Source organism: Bacillus sp. FSL K6-3312, from assembly GCF_038007485.1.
GTDB classification, from domain to species: domain Bacteria; phylum Bacillota; class Bacilli; order Bacillales; family Bacillaceae; genus Bacillus; species Bacillus pumilus.
This window is the reverse complement of the sequence record NZ_JBBOXI010000001.1, coordinates 1,429,837-1,452,401: the sequence shown is the minus strand read 5'-3', so window position 1 is coordinate 1,452,401 and position 22,565 is coordinate 1,429,837. Positions and strand designations below refer to the sequence as shown.

28 protein-coding genes are annotated in these 22,565 nt (G+C 40.9%); 7 read left to right on the top strand and 21 right to left on the bottom strand.

Annotated elements, in window-relative coordinates; genetic code table 11:
- Positions 1-61: 61 nt before the first annotated feature.
- The 4 genes from MHI11_RS07320 to rpmG all read right to left on the bottom strand — a co-directional run bounded on the left by MHI11_RS07320 (position 62) and on the right by rpmG (position 1,622).
- Positions 62-235, bottom strand: coding sequence for a hypothetical protein (locus MHI11_RS07320; protein ID WP_165840198.1), 174 nt, complete (start codon positions 233-235; stop codon positions 62-64).
- 89 nt (positions 236-324) lie between these two features.
- Entirely contained in the window at positions 325-789 is a 465-nt protein-coding gene (locus MHI11_RS07315) for a hypothetical protein (protein WP_044140959.1), read from the bottom strand.
- 74 nt (positions 790-863) lie between these two features.
- Positions 864-1,424 carry a 5-formyltetrahydrofolate cyclo-ligase gene (locus MHI11_RS07310; protein ID WP_044140958.1) on the bottom strand — a complete coding sequence of 187 codons (561 nt, stop codon included), beginning with the start codon at positions 1,422-1,424 and terminating at the stop codon, positions 864-866.
- Between the two features lie 48 nt (positions 1,425-1,472).
- The gene (rpmG, locus tag MHI11_RS07305; protein ID WP_012010579.1) at positions 1,473-1,622 is read right to left on the bottom strand and encodes a 50S ribosomal protein L33; all 150 of its coding nucleotides are present in this window, start codon (positions 1,620-1,622) and stop codon (positions 1,473-1,475) included.
- 422 nt (positions 1,623-2,044) lie between these two features.
- Here rpmG and MHI11_RS07300 point away from each other — a divergent pair, with 422 nt between their 5' ends.
- Both MHI11_RS07300 and MHI11_RS07295 read left to right on the top strand, forming a co-directional pair.
- Complete coding sequence (locus tag MHI11_RS07300; protein WP_003217285.1) at positions 2,045-2,392, top strand: hypothetical protein; 348 nt, start codon at positions 2,045-2,047, stop codon at positions 2,390-2,392.
- A complete protein-coding gene (locus MHI11_RS07295) occupies positions 2,389-2,889 on the top strand; it encodes an endolytic transglycosylase MltG (protein WP_003217472.1) in 501 nt (166 codons plus the stop codon). Before MHI11_RS07300 ends, MHI11_RS07295 begins: the two co-directional genes overlap by 4 nt.
- A gap of 43 nt (positions 2,890-2,932) precedes the next feature.
- Here the strand turns inward: MHI11_RS07295 and pstB (MHI11_RS07290) are convergent, their stop codons facing one another.
- From pstB (MHI11_RS07290) to MHI11_RS07250, 9 genes are all read right to left on the bottom strand, one after another.
- Positions 2,933-3,715, bottom strand: a complete 783-nt coding sequence (gene pstB / locus MHI11_RS07290) for a phosphate ABC transporter ATP-binding protein PstB (protein WP_034620853.1) — start codon at positions 3,713-3,715, stop codon at positions 2,933-2,935.
- A 14-nt stretch (positions 3,716-3,729) separates the two neighbouring features.
- Positions 3,730-4,542 (bottom strand): phosphate ABC transporter ATP-binding protein PstB, encoded by an 813-nt coding sequence (gene pstB, locus MHI11_RS07285; RefSeq protein WP_044140957.1) that lies wholly within the window; start codon positions 4,540-4,542, stop codon positions 3,730-3,732.
- Positions 4,543-4,565: 23 nt separating this feature from the next.
- A complete protein-coding gene (pstA, locus tag MHI11_RS07280) occupies positions 4,566-5,450 on the bottom strand; it encodes a phosphate ABC transporter permease PstA (protein WP_003217489.1) in 885 nt (294 codons plus the stop codon).
- A complete protein-coding gene (gene pstC / locus MHI11_RS07275; RefSeq protein ID WP_003217329.1) occupies positions 5,450-6,376 on the bottom strand; it encodes a phosphate ABC transporter permease subunit PstC in 927 nt (308 codons plus the stop codon). Before pstC ends, pstA begins: the two co-directional genes overlap by 1 nt.
- 79 nt (positions 6,377-6,455) lie before the next feature.
- Positions 6,456-7,373 carry a phosphate ABC transporter substrate-binding protein gene (locus tag MHI11_RS07270; RefSeq protein ID WP_340960769.1) on the bottom strand — a complete coding sequence of 306 codons (918 nt, stop codon included), beginning with the start codon at positions 7,371-7,373 and terminating at the stop codon, positions 6,456-6,458.
- A 214-nt stretch (positions 7,374-7,587) separates the two neighbouring features.
- The gene (locus tag MHI11_RS07265) at positions 7,588-9,723 is read right to left on the bottom strand and encodes a peptidoglycan D,D-transpeptidase FtsI family protein (protein WP_044140955.1); all 2,136 of its coding nucleotides are present in this window, start codon (positions 9,721-9,723) and stop codon (positions 7,588-7,590) included.
- A 122-nt stretch (positions 9,724-9,845) separates the two neighbouring features.
- Positions 9,846-11,132, bottom strand: coding sequence for an MFS transporter (locus tag MHI11_RS07260; RefSeq protein WP_044140954.1), 1,287 nt, complete (start codon positions 11,130-11,132; stop codon positions 9,846-9,848).
- Between the two features lie 122 nt (positions 11,133-11,254).
- Positions 11,255-11,863: a superoxide dismutase SodA gene (gene sodA, locus MHI11_RS07255; protein ID WP_007501264.1), complete on the bottom strand. Its 609-nt coding sequence runs from the start codon at positions 11,861-11,863 to the stop codon at positions 11,255-11,257.
- Positions 11,864-12,050: 187 nt separating this feature from the next.
- Positions 12,051-12,536, bottom strand: a complete 486-nt coding sequence (locus tag MHI11_RS07250) for a DUF456 domain-containing protein (RefSeq protein WP_003217408.1) — start codon at positions 12,534-12,536, stop codon at positions 12,051-12,053.
- Positions 12,537-12,679: 143 nt separating this feature from the next.
- Between MHI11_RS07250 and MHI11_RS07245 the strand changes: the two genes are divergently transcribed.
- Positions 12,680-13,450, top strand: a complete 771-nt coding sequence (locus MHI11_RS07245; RefSeq protein ID WP_003217320.1) for a DUF1189 domain-containing protein — start codon at positions 12,680-12,682, stop codon at positions 13,448-13,450.
- Positions 13,451-13,505: 55 nt separating this feature from the next.
- On the opposite strand, the gene MHI11_RS07240 is transcribed toward MHI11_RS07245, so the two are convergent.
- A complete protein-coding gene (locus tag MHI11_RS07240) occupies positions 13,506-14,051 on the bottom strand; it encodes a GNAT family N-acetyltransferase (protein WP_044140952.1) in 546 nt (181 codons plus the stop codon).
- A gap of 190 nt (positions 14,052-14,241) precedes the next feature.
- On the opposite strand from MHI11_RS07240, the gene MHI11_RS07235 reads away from it, so the two are divergent.
- Complete coding sequence (locus tag MHI11_RS07235; RefSeq protein ID WP_034661318.1) at positions 14,242-14,544, top strand: hypothetical protein; 303 nt, start codon at positions 14,242-14,244, stop codon at positions 14,542-14,544.
- Positions 14,545-14,649: 105 nt separating this feature from the next.
- Entirely contained in the window at positions 14,650-15,762 is a 1,113-nt protein-coding gene (gene ispG, locus MHI11_RS07230) for a flavodoxin-dependent (E)-4-hydroxy-3-methylbut-2-enyl-diphosphate synthase (protein WP_003217392.1), read from the top strand.
- A 43-nt stretch (positions 15,763-15,805) separates the two neighbouring features.
- Here the strand turns inward: ispG and MHI11_RS07225 are convergent, their stop codons facing one another.
- Positions 15,806-16,168: a DUF308 domain-containing protein gene (locus MHI11_RS07225; protein WP_003217474.1), complete on the bottom strand. Its 363-nt coding sequence runs from the start codon at positions 16,166-16,168 to the stop codon at positions 15,806-15,808.
- 139 nt (positions 16,169-16,307) lie between these two features.
- Between MHI11_RS07225 and MHI11_RS07220 the strand changes: the two genes are divergently transcribed.
- On the top strand, positions 16,308-16,886 hold the full coding sequence (locus MHI11_RS07220) for a 5' nucleotidase, NT5C type (RefSeq protein WP_044140951.1): 579 nt from the start codon (positions 16,308-16,310) through the stop codon (positions 16,884-16,886).
- A 219-nt stretch (positions 16,887-17,105) separates the two neighbouring features.
- On the opposite strand, the gene MHI11_RS07215 is transcribed toward MHI11_RS07220, so the two are convergent.
- The 5 genes from MHI11_RS07215 to MHI11_RS07195 form a co-directional block, all read right to left on the bottom strand.
- Positions 17,106-18,023 (bottom strand): ROK family protein, encoded by a 918-nt coding sequence (locus MHI11_RS07215; RefSeq protein ID WP_268507955.1) that lies wholly within the window; start codon positions 18,021-18,023, stop codon positions 17,106-17,108.
- Between the two features lie 140 nt (positions 18,024-18,163).
- Positions 18,164-18,592: a Fur family transcriptional regulator gene (locus tag MHI11_RS07210; protein ID WP_003217433.1), complete on the bottom strand. Its 429-nt coding sequence runs from the start codon at positions 18,590-18,592 to the stop codon at positions 18,164-18,166.
- Positions 18,570-19,430: a metal ABC transporter permease gene (locus MHI11_RS07205; RefSeq protein WP_003217436.1), complete on the bottom strand. Its 861-nt coding sequence runs from the start codon at positions 19,428-19,430 to the stop codon at positions 18,570-18,572. The genes MHI11_RS07210 and MHI11_RS07205 overlap by 23 nt, the downstream gene beginning before the upstream one ends.
- A complete protein-coding gene (locus tag MHI11_RS07200) occupies positions 19,430-20,206 on the bottom strand; it encodes a metal ABC transporter ATP-binding protein (protein WP_044139398.1) in 777 nt (258 codons plus the stop codon). The genes MHI11_RS07205 and MHI11_RS07200 overlap by 1 nt, the downstream gene beginning before the upstream one ends.
- Before the next feature lie 135 nt (positions 20,207-20,341).
- A complete protein-coding gene (locus tag MHI11_RS07195; RefSeq protein WP_003217308.1) occupies positions 20,342-21,223 on the bottom strand; it encodes a YitT family protein in 882 nt (293 codons plus the stop codon).
- 140 nt (positions 21,224-21,363) lie between these two features.
- Between MHI11_RS07195 and MHI11_RS07190 the strand changes: the two genes are divergently transcribed.
- Positions 21,364-21,618 (top strand): DUF2624 domain-containing protein, encoded by a 255-nt coding sequence (locus MHI11_RS07190; protein ID WP_044139399.1) that lies wholly within the window; start codon positions 21,364-21,366, stop codon positions 21,616-21,618.
- Positions 21,619-21,665: 47 nt separating this feature from the next.
- Here MHI11_RS07190 and MHI11_RS07185 read toward each other — a convergent pair whose 3' ends face one another.
- A complete protein-coding gene (locus MHI11_RS07185; RefSeq protein WP_044139400.1) occupies positions 21,666-22,559 on the bottom strand; it encodes a deoxyribonuclease IV in 894 nt (297 codons plus the stop codon).
- Positions 22,560-22,565: the final 6 nt, after the last annotated feature.

The window sequence follows — 22,565 nt, the reverse complement described above, 5'->3', positions numbered from 1 at the left end:
ATTATAACAAGAATCGTTCATATCCGCATTTCTGAATAAAAAAATCCCGGCGTCTGCGGGATTAGAATGCTTGGCGAATAAATTTCGTCCGAAAATACGGGACTTTCATCAGCCACTTAATAAAAAAGTGACGCACTTGATTTTGACCTAAGATCAAATTCATCAGCCGATAACGATTTTGCACGAGAACGAATGCAAACAATGTGAACACAATGCTCCAAATCATTTTATTCATCATATTCCCTCCTATGTTCGTATCGTGGCTTAAATAGGATTTGTTTATGCATGAACCATCATTTTTATCGCTTACAATGCTTTCTGCTTTTACAAACTAATCCCTTGTTCTTTTGATTGAATATAATAGACCTCTTCACACTCTGGTTGATCATAAAAAACGTCAAATTGATGATGGTCGATTAAATCCTTGAACGTATGAGGCAGCTTACAATTCCGCTCTACCTCTTCCATCTTGTGAGGGAAGTAACTGTCGTATGGATTTGATGTATGAACATATACAGCGTCTAAACCAGGGGCATGTTCGTGAATACAAATCCATGTTTGGTATGGCTTTTCAAAGCCTTCGAGCTGTTTTAGCAGCCTATGATATAAAGCGATATGGGCTTTGATATGCTCTCTTCTTATTTTTAAGCTATTTTCCCCGACCCCAAAAAAATCAAGATGCGTATGCCAAAAATAAAACCATGAATCCTGATCGAGTTTTAGGTCACAAGTATTCACTTCCTCCCACATATTGCGGAAGTATCTTTTCTTTCCACGAAATTTTTTCAAAACGGACCTCCTATCAGCATGCCATGACCTTATGAAACAACAAAAAGCCCGTTCTTTGGACAATCAGCGGACTTTTACTTTTGATATAACGTGCCTTTTTCACTGACAATCATAGACACCGGTATGTCGTATGCTTCAGACGGCACTTGCCTGATTTGCTGTAAAGACAGACAAAGTGCAATGGTTACCCCGTGATAGTCAGCTAAGTAGCGGTCATAATAGCCGCCCCCAAATCCAATCCGGTAGCCTTTTTGATCGAAGCATACCCCAGGTACAATGATTAAATCAATGGTTTCTTTATGTACAGCTGTTGATACTTGAGGGTCTGGTTCCAATAGCCCAAAGTAGCTGGATGTCATCTTTGTTTCGGGTGTATATTCATAAAACATCATCTCTTTTGTTTTCGGAAAACAGGTAGGGATACATACTGTTTTTCCTTCTTCCCACGCTTTTTCAATTAAAGGCATTGTCGGTATCTCTTTTCCTCTAGACATCGTCAAAGCGATCGTTTTCGCCTGTTTCCATGCTGGCAGCTGCAATAAGTGTTCATGAAGTAAAGCCGTGCTGCGCTCAAATTCTTCAGCGCTTATCTGATCAAGCTTGGCTAATGTTTGAAGGCGAAGCTCCTTTTTCATACAGATCATCTCCCATCATAAAAAAACAGCAGGAAAATTCCCTGCTGCTTACTTTGTTTCACGATGTACAGTTTGTTTTTTATCACGTGAGCAATACTTTTTGAATTCAACGCGATCTGGATTGTTTCGCTTATTCTTTTTAGTAATATAGTTACGCTCACCGCATTCAGTGCAAGCTAGAGTAATATTTACGCGCATATTTTTCCCTCCAAACTAAAATCAATTCACATTCAGACCTAACTATAATACCACTTCTAGCTTAGGAATGCTAGAATGTTTTTTCACCAATTTCAATTTGAGTGCATTCACTTACATATCGCATGCTTATGTATTAAAAATTCGTCTGCTCCCCTATAAAACCTGATCCTTTGTCGTACTGTATACATGAGACCCCCCTTTTCTCCCCGCCGCTTTCATTTATTTTAACAGCGAAGCAAGGTTTTCATACCCGTTTTACATATAAAAAGAAAAAAGATGAAAAAAAGGTGATTTTCTTCAGCAATTCCTTTTGAAACTAGCTTTTTTATGGTATAAAAAAGAAGGGTCGAAAACTGTCTGAAACAATCTTGGAAGCCTTTTATGGCTTTCAGCATTAAAATATGAATAAAAGGTGATGAAACATGGAAATTGCAATTATCGGATTGCTTGTTGTCAGTATTGTACTGATCGCATTCTCATATTTTCAAAGAGAGCCGATTAAAGAAGTCGAGCAGGAACTTGAAACACTTCAACTATCTGCAATGCAAGAAATCTATAAACTGAAAAAGAAAATGAAAGTGCTTGAAGAAGAATTACTTGAAACAAACATCGTCGTTCGCAAGCATTCAGAAATTGATCCATCCATCGCAAGACAGATCATTTCAAAACATCAAAATGGCATGTCTCCTGAGGCCATTGCGCGCGCTGAGCATGTATCTGTAGAAGATGTCAACATGATCATTAAAGACAACGAGAGGGTGCTTGTATGACGAAAAAAAGCATCCAAACGTTTGCAGCAGGTATGATTCTTGCAACTGGGGTTCTTGCGATTGTCTTTTTCCTCACTGGGAAAGACGAGGCAGCAGCTGATACAACAACAAAAGAAACCCTCGCACAGAAAGTAACAGACACTGACGTGAAAAACTATTTAGACTCCAAAAAAGAAGTCACTGTCAGCCGCGAAACGTACCAGCAGCTTCTTGACTATAAGGAAAAAGCGCTGAAGGCAAATGAAGACGGAGATTCTAAGAGTGACCAACAAAAAGAGGACAAGCCTAAAGGCAAATCGATCAAATTTGTGATTAAAAACGGTATGAGTACAAGTGATGTTTCAGACATGCTTGAAAAGGACGGCATTATCAACTCGTCTAAAGACTTTAATGATTACGTAATTGACGCCGGCTACCATAAAGAAATTCGTGCAGGCAAGTTCAATTTAAAAACAGGAATGACGTTCAAACAGATTGTCAAAGCCTTAACAAAATAACAACAAAACCCCCCTGACGGCACTGACCTTCAGGGGGGTTTTCTTATCCAAATCGACCAGATATATAATCATTCGTTCTTTGATCGTTTGGCTCAGAAAACATCACATTCGTATCATTGACCTCAACAAGCTCCCCCATTAAGAAGAAGGCCGTTCGGTCTGATACCCGAGCCGCTTGCTGCATATTATGCGTCACAATGGCAATCGTATATTTCTCTTTCAATTTCATAATCAATTCTTCAATCTTTAATGTTGAGACAGGATCAAGCGCTGATGTTGGTTCATCCATTAATAAGATGTCTGGGCTTGTAGCAATGGCTCTTGCGATACAAAGACGCTGCTGCTGACCGCCAGAAAGGCCTAGAGCGGGAGCACTTAATCGATCTTTCACTTCATCCCATAGGGCAACATCTCGAAGCGCTTTTTCCGCGATTTCTTTCAATTGCTGCTTGCTCTTTACTCCGTGAATTCTTGGTCCGTAAACGACATTATCAAAGATAGACTGAGGGAATGGATTCCCTTTTTGAAACACCATGCCGACATTTTTACGCAGCTCCACTAAATCAACACGGCCTTTTAAAATGTTGTCATCTTTATACATCATATCCCCGGTGATTTTCACACCTGGCACTGTTTTGACCATAAGATTTAACGTTTTAATAAACGTTGACTTCCCGCAGCCGGACGGGCCGATAATCGCTGTGACTTCATGCTCTCTAATCGCTAAGTCAATATGCTTCAATGCATGATGCTGTCCATACCAAAGATTCATATCATTCACACGAAACACTTCTTTTTTTGCTGCTTTAGTTGCTACTGCATTCATCAAATCCACCCGCCTTATCCAAATCGACCATTGATATAGTCTTCTGTTTTTTGCTGCGCAGGACGTGTAAAGATACGTTCTGTGGCATCATATTCTACTAGATCTCCGTTTAAGAAAAAGGCCGTACGATCTGATACACGGAGCGCTTGCTGCATGTTGTGTGTCACAATGACGATTGAATAATCATTTTTTAATTCGCCTAATAGCTCTTCAATTTTCGCATTTGAGATGGGGTCTAGGGCAGAAGCCGGTTCATCTAATAACAAGACACTAGGTTTCATCGCAAGTGTACGTGCAATACAAAGGCGCTGCTGCTGACCGCCTGACAATGACAAAGCAGATCGGTGCAGACGATCTTTGACCTCATCCCATAGAGCCGCCTTTGTTAAGCTTTCCTCAACCGCATCATCAAGCACAGATTTTCTTTTTTCCCCAGCATACTTTAACGCATGGGTGATGTTATTGTAGATCGATTTAGGAAATGGATTTGGTTTTTGGAAGACCATGCCGATTTCTCTTCTTAAATTCACCACATTAATACGGTCATCCAAAATATTTAATCCTTCGTACATGATCGCCCCTTCACTTCTCGCACCTGGAATTAAGTCGTTCATGCGGTTAATACTGCGTAAAAAGGTAGACTTCCCGCAGCCGGATGGACCGATTAATGCGGTGATTGCATTCTTCTCAATCTCGAATGAAATGTGATTGACCGCTTTTTTTTCACCATAATAAATGCTTAAATCCTGCACCTGTAAAATCTGTTCCGCTTGAAGTGGAGCCTTTTTCGCTGCAATCTCTTTTTTTTCTGCTAGCATTTGAACCATATCCCCTTCACACCTCTCTCACATTATTTTGACGTAAGCTTTTTATGAATAAATGAACCAAGCCATCTAGCTGCTAAATTGAACAATAAGACTGAAAGCACGAGTACAGCTGATGCACCATTTGCAATGGCTTCTGCATCTGGAATGATTCCTTGTGTATTGACGTTCCATATATGAACGGCTAATGTTTCTGCCGGTCTAAACACATTCAGCGGTGACGTATCAGAAAAAGGACTCCAGTTTGTGAAATCAAGGCGCGGTGTGGAGAGACCTGCTGTAAAAAGAAGAGCAGCCGCCTCACCAAAGACTCTTCCTGATGCTAAAATCGCACCAGTGATAATAGACGGAAGCGCACCTGGAATAAGGACCGTTTTGACTGTGTGCCACTTCGTTACACCAAGCGCTAGTGATGCTTCCTTTTGATCCTTCGGTACAGAGCGCAGCGCATCTTCTGTCACCCTGACCATCACCGGCAGGTTAAACACAGTGAGCGCAAGAGCTCCTCCAATGATCGTATAGCCCCAGCCTGTTAAATTCACAAACATGAGTAAACCAAACATACCAATGACGATAGACGGAAGTGAAGACAGCACTTCAATACATGTACGAATAAAATCTGTGACTTTGTTTTGAGGCGCGTACTCTGCCATATACACTCCGCCGCCGACGCCAAGCGGTACTGTAATCAGCATCGTAATAAACAAAATATAAAACGAGTTAAACAGCTGATCTCTGATGCCGCCGCCAGAGCCAATCGCACTTGAGCGGGTTGTCAAAAAGTCGAAATTTAATTCTTTTGCACCGTTGAAAATGATATAAGAAAACAAACCAACGAGAATCGCCGTAATAATGGCAGCACATAATCCAAATATAAATGTGGCAAAACGATCGGTCATTTTGCTATTCATTAAATTTTCCTCCTAGACGACAAGTATCTGATAATGAGTATGAACATAAATGATACAACTAGAAGGACAAGTCCCATTGACCAAAGTGTATTGTTCTCAACACTTCCATACGTTGTGTGACCCATGTTTAACGTAATGATGGTTGTTAATGTACCAGCTGTATCCATAATGCTCTCTGGTAAATTACGCGTGTTTCCAATGACCATCTGTACAGCAAGGGCTTCTCCAAATGCTCTAGCCATGCCAAGAACGACCGCTGTCATTAATGTTGGCAGTGCTGCTGGCACAAGCACACGTCTAATCGTTTGCCATCTTGTTGCGCCTAATGCGTACGATCCCTCACGTAAACTTTTTGGTAGTGAACCCATTGCATCAGTCGCAATGGATGTAACGGTTGGCAGGATCATAATAGACAGGACAATCGTTCCTGCTAGCACGCTATGCCCTGAGCCGCTTGACTTGAAGTGTCCGATAAACGGCACCAATACTGTAAGACCTATGAATCCGTAAACAACGGATGGAATCCCTACAAGCAATTCAATGACTGGCTGGAGGATTTTACGTCCCCAAGCAGGTGCAATTTCTGTCATAAAGATTGCGCCTGCGATGCCTAGCGGCGCTGCAATGAGTGCCGATAGGAGCGTGACGGCGATTGATCCGAAGATAAAAGGAAATGCGCCGTACTGCGGGTTTTCTGCTGTTGGGTTCCAATTGATACTGGTTAAGAACTCAATTGGGCTTACACCATTTACAATGAAAGATTGTAAACCCTTAATGCCAAGGAAGATGGTAATGGCGATTGATACAGCAATCATTAAGAATGCGCAGAATCTCACCAAAATACTTCCTCTTACTTCATCCATTTGCCTATTTTTCTTCGAGCTGATCAGTCGATCGCTCGCTTCTGTATGTTCTATCTGCTTCATCTTTTTCTACACTCCTATGAATGTCATAAAAGGAAAAGTGAAAAGCTCCACTTTTCCTTCATCAGCAATTCAAGACCTCTTACTTATCTGTTTGTTTGCCTGTTGCGTCTCTTTCTACTTTCATATTAGAAACTGAGATGTAGCCTTGGTCTTTGACGATTTCTTTTTGTACTTCATCACTCATGAGGTAATCTAAGAATTGTTTTGCTAGACCATCTGGCTCACCTTTTGTATAAGAATGCTCGTATGCCCAAATTGTATATTTACCGCTTTCTACATTGCTTTCTTCCGGTTTCACACCATCAATGCTAAGCGGTGTAATTTTGTCATCTGTTAAATAAGAGAATGCTAGGTATCCAATCGCACCTGGTGTTTCTGCAATCAGTTTTTTCACTGTGTTTGAAGAATCTTCTGTGATTCCTTCTGCAGGTGTTGCACCATCAAGTGCATATTTCACAAATGTTGCACGAGTTCCTGAAGAGTCAGGTCTGTTCACAAGAGTGATTTTTTGGTCTTTCCCGCCAAGCTCTTTCCAGTTTTTGATTTTACCAGTGAAGATTTTTTTCAATTCGTCCTTTGTGATGTCTTTGACACCCACTTCAGGGTTTACAGCTGCGGCCATTCCAACAACTGCTACTTTGTGGTCTGTTAAAGCTTTTGCGTCGATTCCGTCTTTCTCTTCTGCGAATACATCTGAGTTACCAATTTGTACAGATCCTTCTGACACTTGAGAAAGTCCTGTTCCTGAACCGCCGGCTTGTACTTGAATATCGGCTTTTGGATGTTTATCCATGAATTTTTCTGCTGCCGCAAGAACTAAAGGCTGCATCGCAGATGATCCTGAGATGGTAATGGAACCTGATACCTCATCTTTGTTTGAAGCATTTCCTTTACTGTCTTTTGAATCTCCGCTTGAGCTGCTGTTTCCGCATGCTGTGACGAATGCTAACAATGCGATAGTAAGGAAAGTAAGCAGCCATAATTTGTTCTTTTTCATTTCAAGAATACCCCCTGAATAATTTGTCCTACGAGTAATACATTAAAGGTTCTTTATTAATTTCGTTTAAATGGAATGTTAAGGTTTTGTAAATGTCGAAGTTTTGTAGAGATCTTGCGATGTTTTTTATGTATTTTGTCAATTCACCTCGAAAATTTTGAAGAAAACGTAAAAAAACGCCCACAAAAAGTGAGCGTTTTTACCTAGAAAAGGTCTAGTCATTTGTTTCTGCTTCATTTTCAATTTTATTTTTGTTCTTCGCTTGAGTATCATTGCTTTCCTGTTTTGATTTTAGCTCAAAGTATTTGTCTAATACTTGTTCACCGATATCATTTGTAATTGGATAGCGCTGATTGTAGTCTTGATACACCCATGGTACAACGACGGAAATGGCCACTTCTGGATTATCAGCAGGCGCATACGCAACAAGAGTTGTATTATACGTCGGTGTGCCGCGCTTGCTTTTAATTGGGCCGTCATAGAATGATTGAGCGGTTCCTGTTTTGCCAGCTGGGTTATACTTTTTGTTGCCAAAGTTCGAGTAGGCTGTCCCTCTTGGGTTCTGCATGACAAGCTTGAACCCTTGCTGAACACGCTTGATCTCATCACTTGTCATGTCTAGTTTATTCAATACGTCTGGTTTGACGGATTCTGTTACAGCACCAATGCCGCGCTGCGGATCTGGCTCTCTCACTTCTTTCACAAGCTGCGGACGTAAACGATATCCGCCATTGGCAACCGTTGAAACGTATTGCGCCATTTGCAGCGGTGTAAACGTATCATACTGTCCAATTGCATAGTCAAGCAGGAGACCAGATTGTGTAGACGTTCCCCGGTAGCCTGTCGCTTCGTTTGGCAGGTCAATCCCTGTTTTGACACCAAGACCAAATTTACTAAAATTATAACGGAATGTATCAAAAGCTTTCGGATCGATTGGGAGCGGCTGGTTCTTACGATACTCCCCTTTTCCAACGGCAATCGCTGTTTTAAACATATACACGTTAGATGAACGCTCGAGTGCTGTTAAATCATTAATGAGTCCCATATTTTGATAGGATTTCTTAGGCGGTGACTGCGCGATATATAGCGGTTCATCGTACTGGGTACTTCCAATGTGAATCACGCCTGTTTTATAGCCTGTCAGTACAGTGGCCCCTTTTACGGCTGAGCCCATCGCATAGGATGATGTCATTGTTCCTAATGCATAGTCATCAAATTTGTATTTTCCGTTTTTGTTTGAAATCTGTTTCCCCGAAACGGAGAGAACTTCTCCATTTCTCGGGTCCATCATGACAACAAACGCACGATCAAGAAGCTCTGTCCCGCCTCTTTGTTTCGCACTTCTCAAGTTCTTTTCAATGATTTTTTCAACCGCTTTTTGCAGCTGAATATCAATGGTGAGCACAAGGTCTTTCCCGCTCTTTCCTTCTGTTAGCACTTTAGAGCTTGTCACATTGCCCTCTTTATCAGTTGTACTCTGCTCTTTTTCCTTTTGGCCTTGCAGGACATCTTCATATTGATATTCTAGATAGCTTTTTCCTACACGGTCATTTCGGCTGTAGCCGAGCGATAAATAATGTTCAAGAAGTGACTGCGGAAGTCCTTCATCACTTGAGGACACACTGCCGAGCATACTGCGAAGCAGTCCTTTATACGGATAGCTGCGTGACCAGTCTGTTGTCACATCCACACCTGGCAGCTCGTCCAAATGCTCAGAGACGTAAGCAATTTCGCTTGGCTTCACATCATCATTTTTAATGAATTGAGGCGTAAGTGCATAGCCTGCATCCATTTGTCTTTTAATCGCAAGCACTTGTAAGTCTTTTTTCGTCAGTTGATTTAATTCCTTGTCCGTGATGCGTTTCAGCTGAAGCTCATATAATTTATCATCAGCGATCTTATCGTCACCCTTTAATTCCGATTCCTTTTGAACAAGCTTTTTCGCTTCGTTCGGATGCGTTAAGATCCAGAAATCTTTTTTGTCACGATCTGTGATTTTTTTCGTACTCACATGAATCATATCCGCTAATTTTGTAGCCACTTTGAGCCGCTCTTCTTGTGAAGTCGTCGAGGTTCTCGTATATGTAATGGCATTTAGCGCTTTATTGCTGACAATCGTATTATAGTTTCGATCGTAAATTTTCCCGCGCGGAGCAGCTGAGCTGACATTTACATCCTCTTGTTTTTCTGCCTGCTTTTTATAATCTTCTCCATTGACAATTTGTACAAATCCGAGTCTTACAACAACACCAGTAAAAATAATAAACGCAGCTAAAAATAGTAAATTCAGCCGGATTGGAAGTGTTTTGCGCCCTTCCTTCGCGTCTTTTTTGTTTTTCTTGTTTCTCATCACATCACCTTTTCTATCAAGAAAGAAATGGCACCCCTTTTTGTGTATAAAAGGTGCCATCATCATTTTAGCGGTTTTTCTATTATTTATCTAGAAATTTGATGTTCCATTGGTAAGAAATTTTACCTTTCTCCTTTAATAAGGTTCGTCTGAGAAACTGGCTTTTGACCGTCTGCCTCTTTCATATCAGCCATTTTTTCTTTCAAATGAATATCTTTTACAAAGAAATAAATGAGGGTATGTCCCGCTCCAAGCACAACAAGAGATGCAGGTATCCCGAGCTCATCACCAAGTAAAGTGACAGACAGAAGAAACAACACAATGGAACAAATACGGCCAGCATTTAAAAACAGCTCTCTGACCACAATATATTCAATTCGGGCTTTCCTTGCATACCTTGCATGACCGATGACATCGTATGTTAAGGATACATATGGAACAAGCAGAAGCGGATATCCTATCGCGATGGCTACCGCATACATGAGAAGTGATACATAGGACAAGTGAAAGACGATTAAGAACAAGGCACCGTATAAAATCAGCCCGCCAAGCATAATGGCTTTCTTACGCCATTTTTTCTTAATCAAACGAGTAGCGAAGAAATAAGCGAAAAAGGCAACACCTGAGTTCACCAAACCAAATGTCCCAAGAGCAAGTTCACTGTTTGTTGCGATAAACACAAAGACACTGATTAAGAAGACAAAGACCCCTTCACGAAGCCCTTGAAAAAAGTGAGCTGTTGTAATCTTACGCCAATTCTCGTCGGCATGGCGTTCTTTCCATATTTGCTTGATGATAAATTTTCCTTTTGACTGCCTTCTCTTAAGGAAAAAACTCATCACAACCGCTAATGAAAACAAAATTAGCGATAAAGTAAAAATCACTGTATAGCCCGTATCATCTGTTAATTGAGAAATGACAATACCCGCGATCAGTGGACCGATCATGCCAGCTGTAGAGGTGAGGACTCCTAGAAATCCATTAAAGAAATCTCTTGTTTCAGGCTCGGTGATCTCAAAGGTAAGTACGTTAAAAGCAAGCCAATAAAAACCATAGCCGATCCCAAGGACACTCCCTAATAAAACAAGCCGCGCAGCCGCGTGCTCTCCTGCTATTAAGACAATTAAGTAAAAAGCGGCTAAGAAGATCACACCGAAACGAAGGACAAACGCCCGGTCTATTTTTTTAGCAAGCCGGCCTGCGAATAAAAATGTAATGGGCTGAAGCACAACAATAGCCAGATTGTAAATCGCAAGATCGGTGAATTTCCCAGACTGTTTCCATAAATACACGTTTACAAACGTATTTGAAAGCGCAATGGCAAGTGCATATAATCCGCCAATCGTGAGGAGGAGCATTAAATCTCTTGTAACATCCATGTCCCCGAACATTTTCTTTAATCTGCTCATATATTTCATTCTCCTTTTCTACACAATAGTCTGTCTCATCAAAAGGCAGATATGTAAAAAAAGGAGGGAAAATATAAAAAGACCTGCTTCTCTAAAGAGCAGGTCTTTTCAAATCAAATGATTTATTTAGCTTCGCTGTAAAGGCGAGCCACTTCATCCCAGTTCACAACATTCCAGAAAGCTGAAATGTAATCAGGACGACGGTTTTGGTAGTTTAGGTAGTAAGCATGCTCCCAAACGTCAAGTCCTAGAATTGGTGTTTTTCCTTCAGTTAAAGGAGAATCTTGGTTTGGCGTGCTTGTGATTTCAAGTTTGCCATTGTTCACAACAAGCCATGCCCAACCAGAACCAAAGCGTCCTGCAGCTGCTGCAGCGAAATCAGATTTGAATTTTTCAAATCCGCCTAATTCTTTTTCGATTGCATCTGCAAGTTCACCAGTTGGTGCGCCGCCACCGTTTGGTGAAAGAAGCGTCCAGAATAATGAGTGGTTAGCATGTCCTCCGCCATTGTTACGTACAGCTGTACGGATGTTTTCTGGTACAGAGTTTAGGTTAGCCACTAGCTCTTCGATTGATTGATCTTCAAGAGCTGATACACCTTCGATTGCTTTGTTTAAGTTTGTTACGTATGTGTTGTGATGTTTTGTGTGGTGAATCGTCATTGTTTCCTTGTCGATATGTGGTTCTAATGCATCGTAAGCATATGGTAATTCTGGAAGTTTAAAAGCCATGGTTAAATTCCTCCTTAGAAATGTATGTACTGAAATGCTTCCTTAGGTCGTAAGCAAGCAATTCACCCTACTCAAAGAGTATCAAAAGAATTGGCTTGTTTCAATGTTATTGCTCATGATCTGAAACATTTCAGTGTTTATTTTGTATTTAGCCCTTTAGAAAGAGTTTTAAACGCCCTTTTTCTATTTATCGAAGGACATAAAATAAAAAGATGCCCAGCATCAGCGCTTGAATCAATCCTTTGGCAAATACACCTGATATAAATCCGATTAACGAGCCTAATCCTACTTTCACACTTGTCTTCACATCTTTTTGATGAACAAGGAGCTCTGCTATAACACTTCCGATAAATGGACCAATGATAATTCCTGCAATCGGAATCACAAAAGGACCGACTAATAACCCAATGGTGCTTCCCCAAATAGCTGCACGGCTGCCGCCAAAACGCTTGACCCCAATCAGATTTGAGACATAATCTGCCGCAAATAATACTGCGGTAAATACGGCTTGAATGAGCCAAAACGTCAGTGTCAGCGGCTCGAAGCTGAAAAAGAAACCATATAGAATAAATCCGAGAACCATAAAAACCACGCTAGGGATAATGGGATAAACAAGTCCAACAAATGCAATGATAAATGCACAAATGATCAGAATCCAATATAGCACGTCCAAGTCACAGCCGCCTCCTTTTTATTTGCTGTATACATTATGCCTCATTCCCTCTATCTTAACCAGCAATGAAGGCCATACTTGTACTTGTTAGATAGACATTGATACAATATGAGAAATAGAAAAGAATGTAGGAAGTGAATTGATTGAACGTATTTAAACTATTGTTAAAAGGCATTTATTCACCAAAAGATATTGCTAAAGCACGGTTTACAGGGATTGGCAAAGCGATTTTATTCATTTTTATCCTTTCGATCATCGCAGCAGTTCCTCAGGGTTATCATATGAGTCAAGAGATCTCGAATGCGATGTCAGGATTTCAGCATGTGATCAAAAAAGATTTACCTGATTTCTCAATCGAAAAAGGAAAGCTTCAAGCGGATCAAAGTGAACCGATAGAAAAAGAAGAAAACGGCATTACGATCATTTTTGATCCTGCTGAAAAAATAAAAGCAAGTGAGCTTGAATCAAAGCAAACAGCCATCGCATTATTAAAAGAAAAAGCTGTGATTGCCATTGATGGTCAAATGACAGATATCCCGTATCAGCTGCTTGGTGGGACGCTGACAAAAGACGAACTTGCCCGCGTCACAAATCAGAATCAAGCGATTATTATCCCAGTCATCTGTGTGCTGCTATATCTATCAACTGCAGCTCTCATGTTCATTAGCGCAACTTTCCTTGCGATGCTTGGTACATTTATTAAACGCATGCAGCAAAAAGAGCTGTCCTTCCAAATGCTATGGAAGCTCTCTGCTTACTCACTCACATTAACAACAGTCTTTTTCGCCATCATGAGTGCATTAAACACGCCTGTTGCGAATTCATTTTTATTAAATTGGGTCATTAACTTTATCTTCTTATACCTTGTCGTAAAGGAAATACCCGCTAAACATAAACCACTTGTCAAAAATTAATTTAGTATATGAAAGCTCCCCCAACTTGGAGGAGCTTTTTATGTATGTGCGTGCTCTATGATTCATCCGGATGAATGATCGCAAACAAATAATGATCCTCCCACACGCCATTAATCTTTACTTTTTTACGATTGAGTCCCTCATTTTCAAAACCTGTCTTTTCAAGCACACGAATGGAACCTATATTACTCGGCTTTACTCCAGCTTCAATACGATGCAGGTGCAGCTCATCAAAGGCATAATCGATGATTAAACGAATGGCCTCTGTCATATACCCTTTCCCGCCATGCTTTTCATCAAGTACATACCCTAGCCAAGCTCCTTCTACCGGGCCTCTTACGACAGAACTTAATGAGATTGTCCCAATTAAGGCATCTGTTTCATTTAAGAAAATACCGTGCATGTAGGCTTCATCCCGTGCGCATCTTTCCACACTGCGCTGAATTCGTTCAATTTGACGAGATAACGTGAAAAAATCATCTTTGACCAAAGGTGTAAATTGCTGAAAATATGAGCGATTCTCAAGTTCAAGTGCGAGTAGTGATTGTGCATCATTTTCTGTTAGCGTTCTCATATATATATGCTGACTTATTTTCTTCATAAACTCTCCCCCCTGCTTTTATTTTATCATAATCGTGATAGAAGCTTGAAAAAGCACCACCGAGCGTAAATTCAATACAAGACTCACTAGAACTAACTAGAACCTCCCTTTCCAGCTTTTCTCCTCATGTTGGTTCTATCATTTCGGGACATGCATAGACTGAAGTAAACTCTTAAAAGCGGTGAGTGAAATGCGGCGTATTATTTTTTTGCTAATCAGTTTGTTTGTCCTCTTTATTATCTTTTTTGATTTAAAAAATGGCACCATTCCCGTTGAAGAAGGTCCAGCTGTCCCTGCAAATGCCTTTCAAACACCTGAGAAAAAAGCATATAAGAAGGTCACAGTGAAACAAGGTGAAACTGTCGTCTCTATCGTCCATACAAGCAAGCCACTTGATGAAGTCATTGAGGATTTTGAAGAGCTGAATCAAGGCGTCAAAGCAAACGAAATTCGGGCAGGCAGCACATATAAGTTTCCGGTATATAAGAGATAAAACGTTAATTCCTTGTCATTCATACAGAGAGACTGTTACAATATGAACTGTAAAACAAGACGTACATGGCAAATGATTGCTTGTACACTAAGGAGCGATTGACAAGTGAGTGAAGTCACACATCGTACTAAAACGCGTCCCGTCAAAGTGGGACCTTTAACTATAGGTGGAAATAATGAGGTTGTCATTCAAAGTATGGCAACAACCAAAACACATGATGTCGAAGCGACAGTAGCTGAAATTAAGCGTCTTGAAGAAGCAGGCTGTCAAATCGTGCGTGTCGCATGCCCAGACGAGCGTGCAGCAAATGCGATTGCAGACATAAAAAAACAAATCAACATCCCGCTTGTTGTCGATATTCATTTTGACTACAAGCTTGCACTGAAAGCGATTGAAGCAGGTGCAGACAAAATTCGAATCAACCCAGGAAACATCGGAAGACGAGAAAAAGTCGAAGCGGTTGTAAAAGCAGCAAAAGAAAAAGGCATTCCAATCCGTATTGGGGTAAACGCTGGTTCATTAGAGAAAAAAATTCTTGATAAATACGGCTACCCAACAGCAGATGGTATGGTCGAAAGTGCACTGCACCACATTAAAATTCTAGAAGATCTAGATTTTCATGATATCATCGTCAGCATGAAAGCATCTGATGTCAACCTAGCGATTGAGGCGTACGAAAAAGCAGCAAAAGCATTTGACTACCCTCTTCACCTTGGAATTACAGAATCAGGTACATTATTTGCAGGGACGGTTAAAAGTGCAGCTGGTCTCGGCGCTATCTTGAATATGGGGATTGGGAATACACTCCGCATTTCATTAAGTGCTGATCCAGTTGAGGAAGTAAAAGTAGCACGTGAACTGTTGAAATCATTTGGTCTTGCAGCAAATGCAGCCACACTGATCTCTTGCCCAACTTGTGGACGAATTGAAATTGACCTCATTAGCATTGCAAATGAAGTCGAAGAATATATCTCCACGATTAAAGCACCGATTAAAGTAGCTGTTCTTGGCTGTGCTGTAAACGGTCCAGGTGAAGCGCGTGAAGCTGATATCGGAATTGCCGGAGCTAGAGGCGAAGGCCTATTGTTCCGCAAAGGTGAAATTGTTCGTAAAGTGCCAGAAGAAACAATGGTTGAAGAACTGAAAAAAGAAATCGATAAAATTGCTGAAGAGCATTATGCAAAAATGGAAGCTGAAAAAGCAAAAGCCAACGCATAACAAAAAACGCCTGACGTCACTGTCAGGCGTTTTTCTGTTCTTGTTAAAAGAACGGGGTGATAAATATGCCAAGGATGACGGAAACAATTCCGATCCCGATTGACCATGCGCCAAGCGCATGTGCTCCTTTTCTTCTTGCAATATAACCAACGACGATTGCCGCTACTCCTAATAGCACCGGCAAGACAAATAACGAGATAATCGCAATCGCGAGTGCTGTATAGCCTATCCCCTTACTGCCTGAATCGTCACCTACTTGGTCACGTTCTCGTCTGTCTACTCGATCTCTTGAAGCCTGATATGGCTCTGCAATTTCAGCAGCTGTTTCCTCTAGATAGCCATCATCATTACTAAAGTGTGTGTCGATTTCACGATCATTTCTTCTGAAATCTTCGTCTCTTTCCATGATCAATTCCCCCTTTTGGTTAATAGAAAGGAGCTTTTTTAGTATGAGCAAAAATGTCTGTTTCATGTTTGCTAAAACTTGCTGGAATTGTGAATTGATTATGTTACACTTTAAGAGTATAAAAATGAGGAGTGTGGGCATGTTACGTTTAGGAATTGATATAGATGGCACAGTGACGGCGCAGGACACCTTTGTTCCCTATTTAAATGAGTCGTTCCAACGTGCCATGACACTAGATGATATGACAGAATATGATTTGACGAAGCTTTTAAATATTTCTCAAGAAGAGTTTTGGGGCTGGATGAATCAGCATGAGCCTATTATATATAAACAGGCAAAGCCTGCTAAGGACGCAAAAGAGATTCTTGATCAAATGAAACATCAACATAGGCTAATCTATATTACAGCGAGAAGGCAGCATCATGCGGATATCACCTACGAGTGGTTTCACAAACATCACGTGCACTATGATGACATTGAGCTGGTTGGCGGTCATCATAAGCTCGAAGCTGTTCAAAAGCACAAGATTGATGTGTTTTTCGAGGATCATCATGGGAATGCCACAATGATTGCAAAAGAGGCTGACATCCCAGTTATTCTTTTTAACTCCCCATATAATCAAATGCCCATTGACGACAGGATTATACGCGTCAACAACTGGCAGGAAGCATCTCAATGGATCAAACAATACGAGCAGCGTTTGGAAACTGCTTATTAATGTAGAAAAGCCGATACTCAAATGTATCGGCTCAGATTATTGACAAAGGGCTAAAATGATCTTTATTTTAGCCCTTTGTCTTCTTTTCAGCGTGATAGAAAACCTTTGAAGTCTAGGAAGGACGGCTACTTTTGCGGAGCGAATTTGACATTCGTGAGCACCAGCGCGCAGGACTGCGGGCGAGTGCGAGGGTTTGTCTACATGCTGAAACCGATACGCTTAATGTATCGGCTTTTTGGATGGAACAAGCTGACCTTCTTTCATGAGAAAATGGTACAGTGCTCCCTTCATGCCTGCCTGATTCAAGTAGTAGCACGTTTCCAGCTTCACCTGAATGTTCTTCCACGCATGCAGTGTATGTAAATGTTTCTCAATGTTTGACAGCAAATCCTGTCTTGCACTTACGCCGCCGCCAATGAGGATTTTCTCTGGATTAAGGACAGTTGCTACATTGTAAATGCCAATGGCGATTCGCTTGTACCACTGATCCACTAGCTTTTCAATGGACGGATCATGCTTTGCCTTTTCAAAAATGTCTTGACCGTCTATTTGAGTACTTTGCGGAATTCCTTGCTTTTCTTTATAGCTGCGAATTAAACCAGCCGTTGAAGCACTGCTGTTAAGTGTTGTAAATTGTCCATTTTCTGTCTCTGTCAGCATCATGCCAAATTCACCGCCGCGAAAGGAAGCCCCTCGCACAAGCTGACCGCCAGCGAAAATACCACCGCCAACACCTGTGCCAAGCGTCATACAAATAAAGCTGTCACACTCTTTCGCATGGCCACTATATTTTTCTGCAAGAGCTGCACAGTTCGCATCATTTTCGACTTCAACACGAAGAAATGTTTTCGCTTCTAAAAGTGTTTTTATATTTTGACTATTTAAGGCGATGATGGCACCTGCAAATTCTGTATAACCTGTTTCACTGTCCACAAAGCCTGGAAGACTAATCGCGATTCCGCTAACATCCGACGTTCTCTGATATTGCTTGACCACATCCGCCATCGCTTCTAAAAACGGTTCAAGCTGCCGGCAGTTCGTTTCATAGTCACCGCTCGTGACAATCTCCCCATCCTGATCCATTAATCCATGTTTTGTTCTCGTCCCGCCTACATCGAACACGACATAATAAGCCACTTTTGACCCCTCCCTTTACTCCAAAAGACGCAAATTGCTTCAGTACCTTGTTCTCATTTTAATGAAACAGCCGCCCTTTGTAAAACGTTTTCAAAAAGACAAAAGAAAAAGCCAGCTCTGCGGCTGGCTTTTTTATGAGTCTATGAGTGAACTTCCTTCGGTTCGCAGGAAGGACACGTTCCGTATATTTCGAATTTATGTCCGCTAATGTGATAATCCTCTAGATCGGCGTCTAACTTGTCCATAGGGCAGGCATCGATCTCCTTTGTTTTACCGCATGTTAGACAAATAAAATGATGGTGGTGATGAGAAAAAGAGCATTTAAAACGAAAAAGCTTCTCCCCTGACAATTCCGTTGTTTCTAATATGCCTAAGTCTTCATATAGCGACAGGTTTCGATAAATCGTATCAAAGCTAAGACCCGGGTAGTCTTCACTTAGTGCCGTCAGCACATTTTTAGCAGTCAAATATTTATCAGAATCAGAAAACAGTTGAAGCATGTCTTCACGTTTGCTTGTATACTTGTAGCCTTTTTCCTTTAATAAATCAAGCGCTTCTTGTACGTTCATGATGATTCCCCCTTTTGAATTTTCCAATAAAAATACATCCGATTAAAATCAAAATGGACAGCATCACAATGGTTCCGCCTGGCGCTAAATCTAAATAATAGCTTAAGATCAATCCCGCCAATACAGACAATTCACCGAACAAGATCGAAAGGAAGATTGCCTGTTTGAACCCTTTGGCAATGCGGATACTTGCCGCAACAGGAAGTGTCATGAGCGCAGAGACAAGTAGTGTACCTACGATACGCATCGATGCCGCAATGACAAGTGCGACAACTAAGATAAAAATAAAATGAATCCATTTCGCTGAAATACCAGAAGCCTTTGCATGCTCTTCATCAAAAGAAAGTAAAAATAATTCTTTATATAAAAGCACGACAACTAACACAACAACGAGTGAGATCCCAACAACAATCCAAAGATCTAATCTCGACACCGCACTGACACTTCCGAACAAATAACTAAACAAATCTGTATTAAAGCCATTCGCTAGTGAAATGAAGATGACGGAAATCCCGATACCGCCTGATAAAATAATAGGTATCGCAAGTTCCTGATAATGCTTATACACGGAACGCAGGCGTTCAATAAATAACGAACCGGCAACAGAAAACGCCATCCCTAAGTACAGCGGGCTCACCCCTGTCAAAAGGCCAAACTTTTTATCAAGGAATAAACTTGCTGCAATACCCGCAAGTGATACGTGACTGAGGGCATCTGCAATCAGCGAGAGCCTTCTCACGACGATAAATACACCAAGCAAGGGCGCAATAAAACCGATCAGCATTCCTGCGATAAACGCATTTTGTAAAAATTCATAATGAAAAAATGGAAATAGCATTATTCATGTCCCCCATGATGGTGATGATCGTGATGAATCACTTGAATGTCATGTCCGTAAAATTGAGATAACGCCTGATCATCCATTGAATCAAACGTTGCTGCATCTCCGTGGAAATGAAGTGTCTGATTTAAACAAGCCACATGGGTGACTTTATCAGAAACGGTGCCAACGTCGTGTGTGACGAGAATTAAAGACATTCCTTTTTCTTTGTTCAATGTTTCGAGCAGCTGATAAAAGCCCTCCACTGTCCGCTGGTCTACCCCAACCGTTGGTTCATCTAAAATAAGCAGCTTTGGCTGACTGACGAGCGCACGGGCAATAAAGGTACGCTGCTGCTGACCACCTGAAAGTTCCCCAATGTTTTGGTGCTTTAAATCTTGTATCCCAACTGAACGAATGGCATCCTCAACTTGCCACTTGTCCTGCTTGCTCATTCGTTTGAATAAACCTATTTTCGCCGTCAATCCACTTGCGACGACCTCGTAAACAGAAGCAGGGAAACCTGTATTAAAACTATTCGCCTTTTGAGAAACAAATCCAATTTGATCCCAGTCTCTAAATTTTGAAGCAGGCGTACCAAATAGTTTTAATTCACCTTGCTGAGGTTTAATGAGCCCAAGCAGGCATTTTAATAAGGTTGTTTTACCAGATCCATTCGGTCCAACAAGTGCTAGAAAGTTCCCTTCCTCTACTGTTAAATGAATGTGATCTATGACATTTCGCTGTCCATACGAGTACGAAATGTCCTTCATTTCAATAATTGGCTTTGCCATGGATCTTTCCACCTTTAATCAATATAAAAAGAATGATTACGATTTATACAACAAAAAGAAAATGGCTTTTGCCATTTTCTCTGTCAATACATACATTTCATTATATAAAAGAAAGATTAAAAAGTAAAATAAAAGCTAATGAATGGCTGTTTTGAACTTACCGCCTTTTGTTTCATGCGTATCCATAATCGTAATAAATGCTTGACTATCAATTTCAAATACAATGGATTTTAGCTTTGTGATTTCAAGTCTTGTGACAACGGCGTAGATGACATCTTTTTCTTCATCTGTATAACCGCCTTTCCCTCTCAGCTTTGTCGTTCCCCTGCCAAGTCGATGAAGAATCGCATCTGAAATCTCATCATAATAATCTGACACGATAATGACAGCTTTTGTTTCATCAAGCCCTTGAATGACAGCATCAATTGTTTTCATTGCCAAATAATATGTCATAACAGAATACATAGCCTGCTCTGGTCCGAAGACAAAGCCTGCCCAAATAAAAATGAACACATTGACGATCATGACAAACTCACCGACGGAGAATGGAATTTTTTTCGTTAGCAGAATGCCTAAGATCTCTGTTCCATCCATTGAACCTCCATTACGAATGACAAGTCCAACACCAAAACCAAGTAATAGCCCGCCAAATACAGTGGCTAAGATCGGCTGATTTGTAAATGCCTCTACATGATGAAGTGAAGATTCAATCACGGCTAAGCTGACAATCCCAATTACTGTGGAAACCAGAAAGGTTTTCCCAATATGTTTGTATCCTGATATCATAAATGGAATATTCAAAATGACAACAATCGTCGCAAAATTGATGAATGGGTTATCTGTAAAGAGATAATCCAAAATAAGCGAAATGCCGATGATGCCTCCATCGATAATATTGTTTGGCACTAAAAATAATTCAATGCTGACTGCTGCGCATGTAGCTCCTACTAGAATTAGGAAAATTCTAAATATAAAATGAGGCACTGATTCCTTTCTATGCTGTTTACTATTTGCCATACGGTCTCCCCTCTACACATCTTAAATTTTCAATGAACATTTTATTCACTTTACTATTTTATCATTTCACAGGGTAAAATAAAATTTTTTGCACATTTTCCGTTTTCGCCCATACATTGTTACAGAGGGGAGGAATGGAATTGATTTTAATTCAAAAAATTGTCCTGCAACGGCTCAATCAGATCACAGCAAATGATCTGTTAAGGTATGCGAAGCAGTATGGTGTCAGTTTAACGTCAAATCAAGCTGCTGAGGTGGCCAAACTCATGAATGGGAAAAACGTCAATATTTTTAATGATGCAGAGCGTAGCCGGCTTCTTAAGCAAGTAGAAGCGATTACATCTAAACAGACAGCTCAGACTGTCAATGATCTGTTTAATCAGTTTACAAGTTAAGCAAAAAAGGGCCGCATTTAGCGGCACCTCATGATGTTGTATGCTTTTTACTGATCTTTAATTTTATCTAGTAAGCCTTCGTCAAATTGCTTTTCTTTTAGCATCGCAATTTCGAATTTGTAAGGTGGCTTTTTGTTCTTTTTATCTTCACCTACATAAGGCGTTTCTAAGATTTTGGGCACATCTTGAAGCTGCGGATGATGCACAATATTGTTCAGTGCATCGAAGCCAATTTCACCAAAGCCGATATTTTCATGTCGGTCTTTTCTTGCGCCTTGTACGTTTTTACTGTCATTAATATGAAGAACCTTGATTCGGTCAATACCGACGATTCGATCAAATTCTTCTAACACCCCATCAAAGTCAGTCACGATCGGATAACCAGCATCGTGTGTGTGACACGTATCAAAGCAGACAGAAAGTGCTTCGTTATGTGTCACTCCGTCGATAATTTGGGCAAGCTCTTCAAAGCTTCTTCCGCACTCTGATCCTTTGCCAGCCATTGTTTCAAGTGCAATTTGAACCTTTTGCCCTTTTACGATGACTTCGTTTAAACCTTCGATGATTTTTTGGATTCCTGCTTCTGGTCCTGCTCCGACATGTGCACCTGGGTGGAGAACAATCTGCCTCGCACCTAGCGCTTCTGTACGTTCAATCTCAGAGCGAAGGAAGTCGACACCAAGCTCAAACGTCGCTGGATTGACGGTGTTCCCAATATTAATAATATACGGTGCATGTACGACGATATCTGTCATACCATGCTCTTTCATATGTGCTTGTCCAGCTTCAATATTGAGATCTTCAATTTTTTTACGGCGCGTATTTTGCGGTGCACCAGTATAAATCATAAACGTATTCGAACCATAAGAGGCAGCTTCTTGACTCGCTGCAAGAAGCATATGTTTTCCGCTCATGGATACATGTGAACCAATCTTCAACAATGTTTC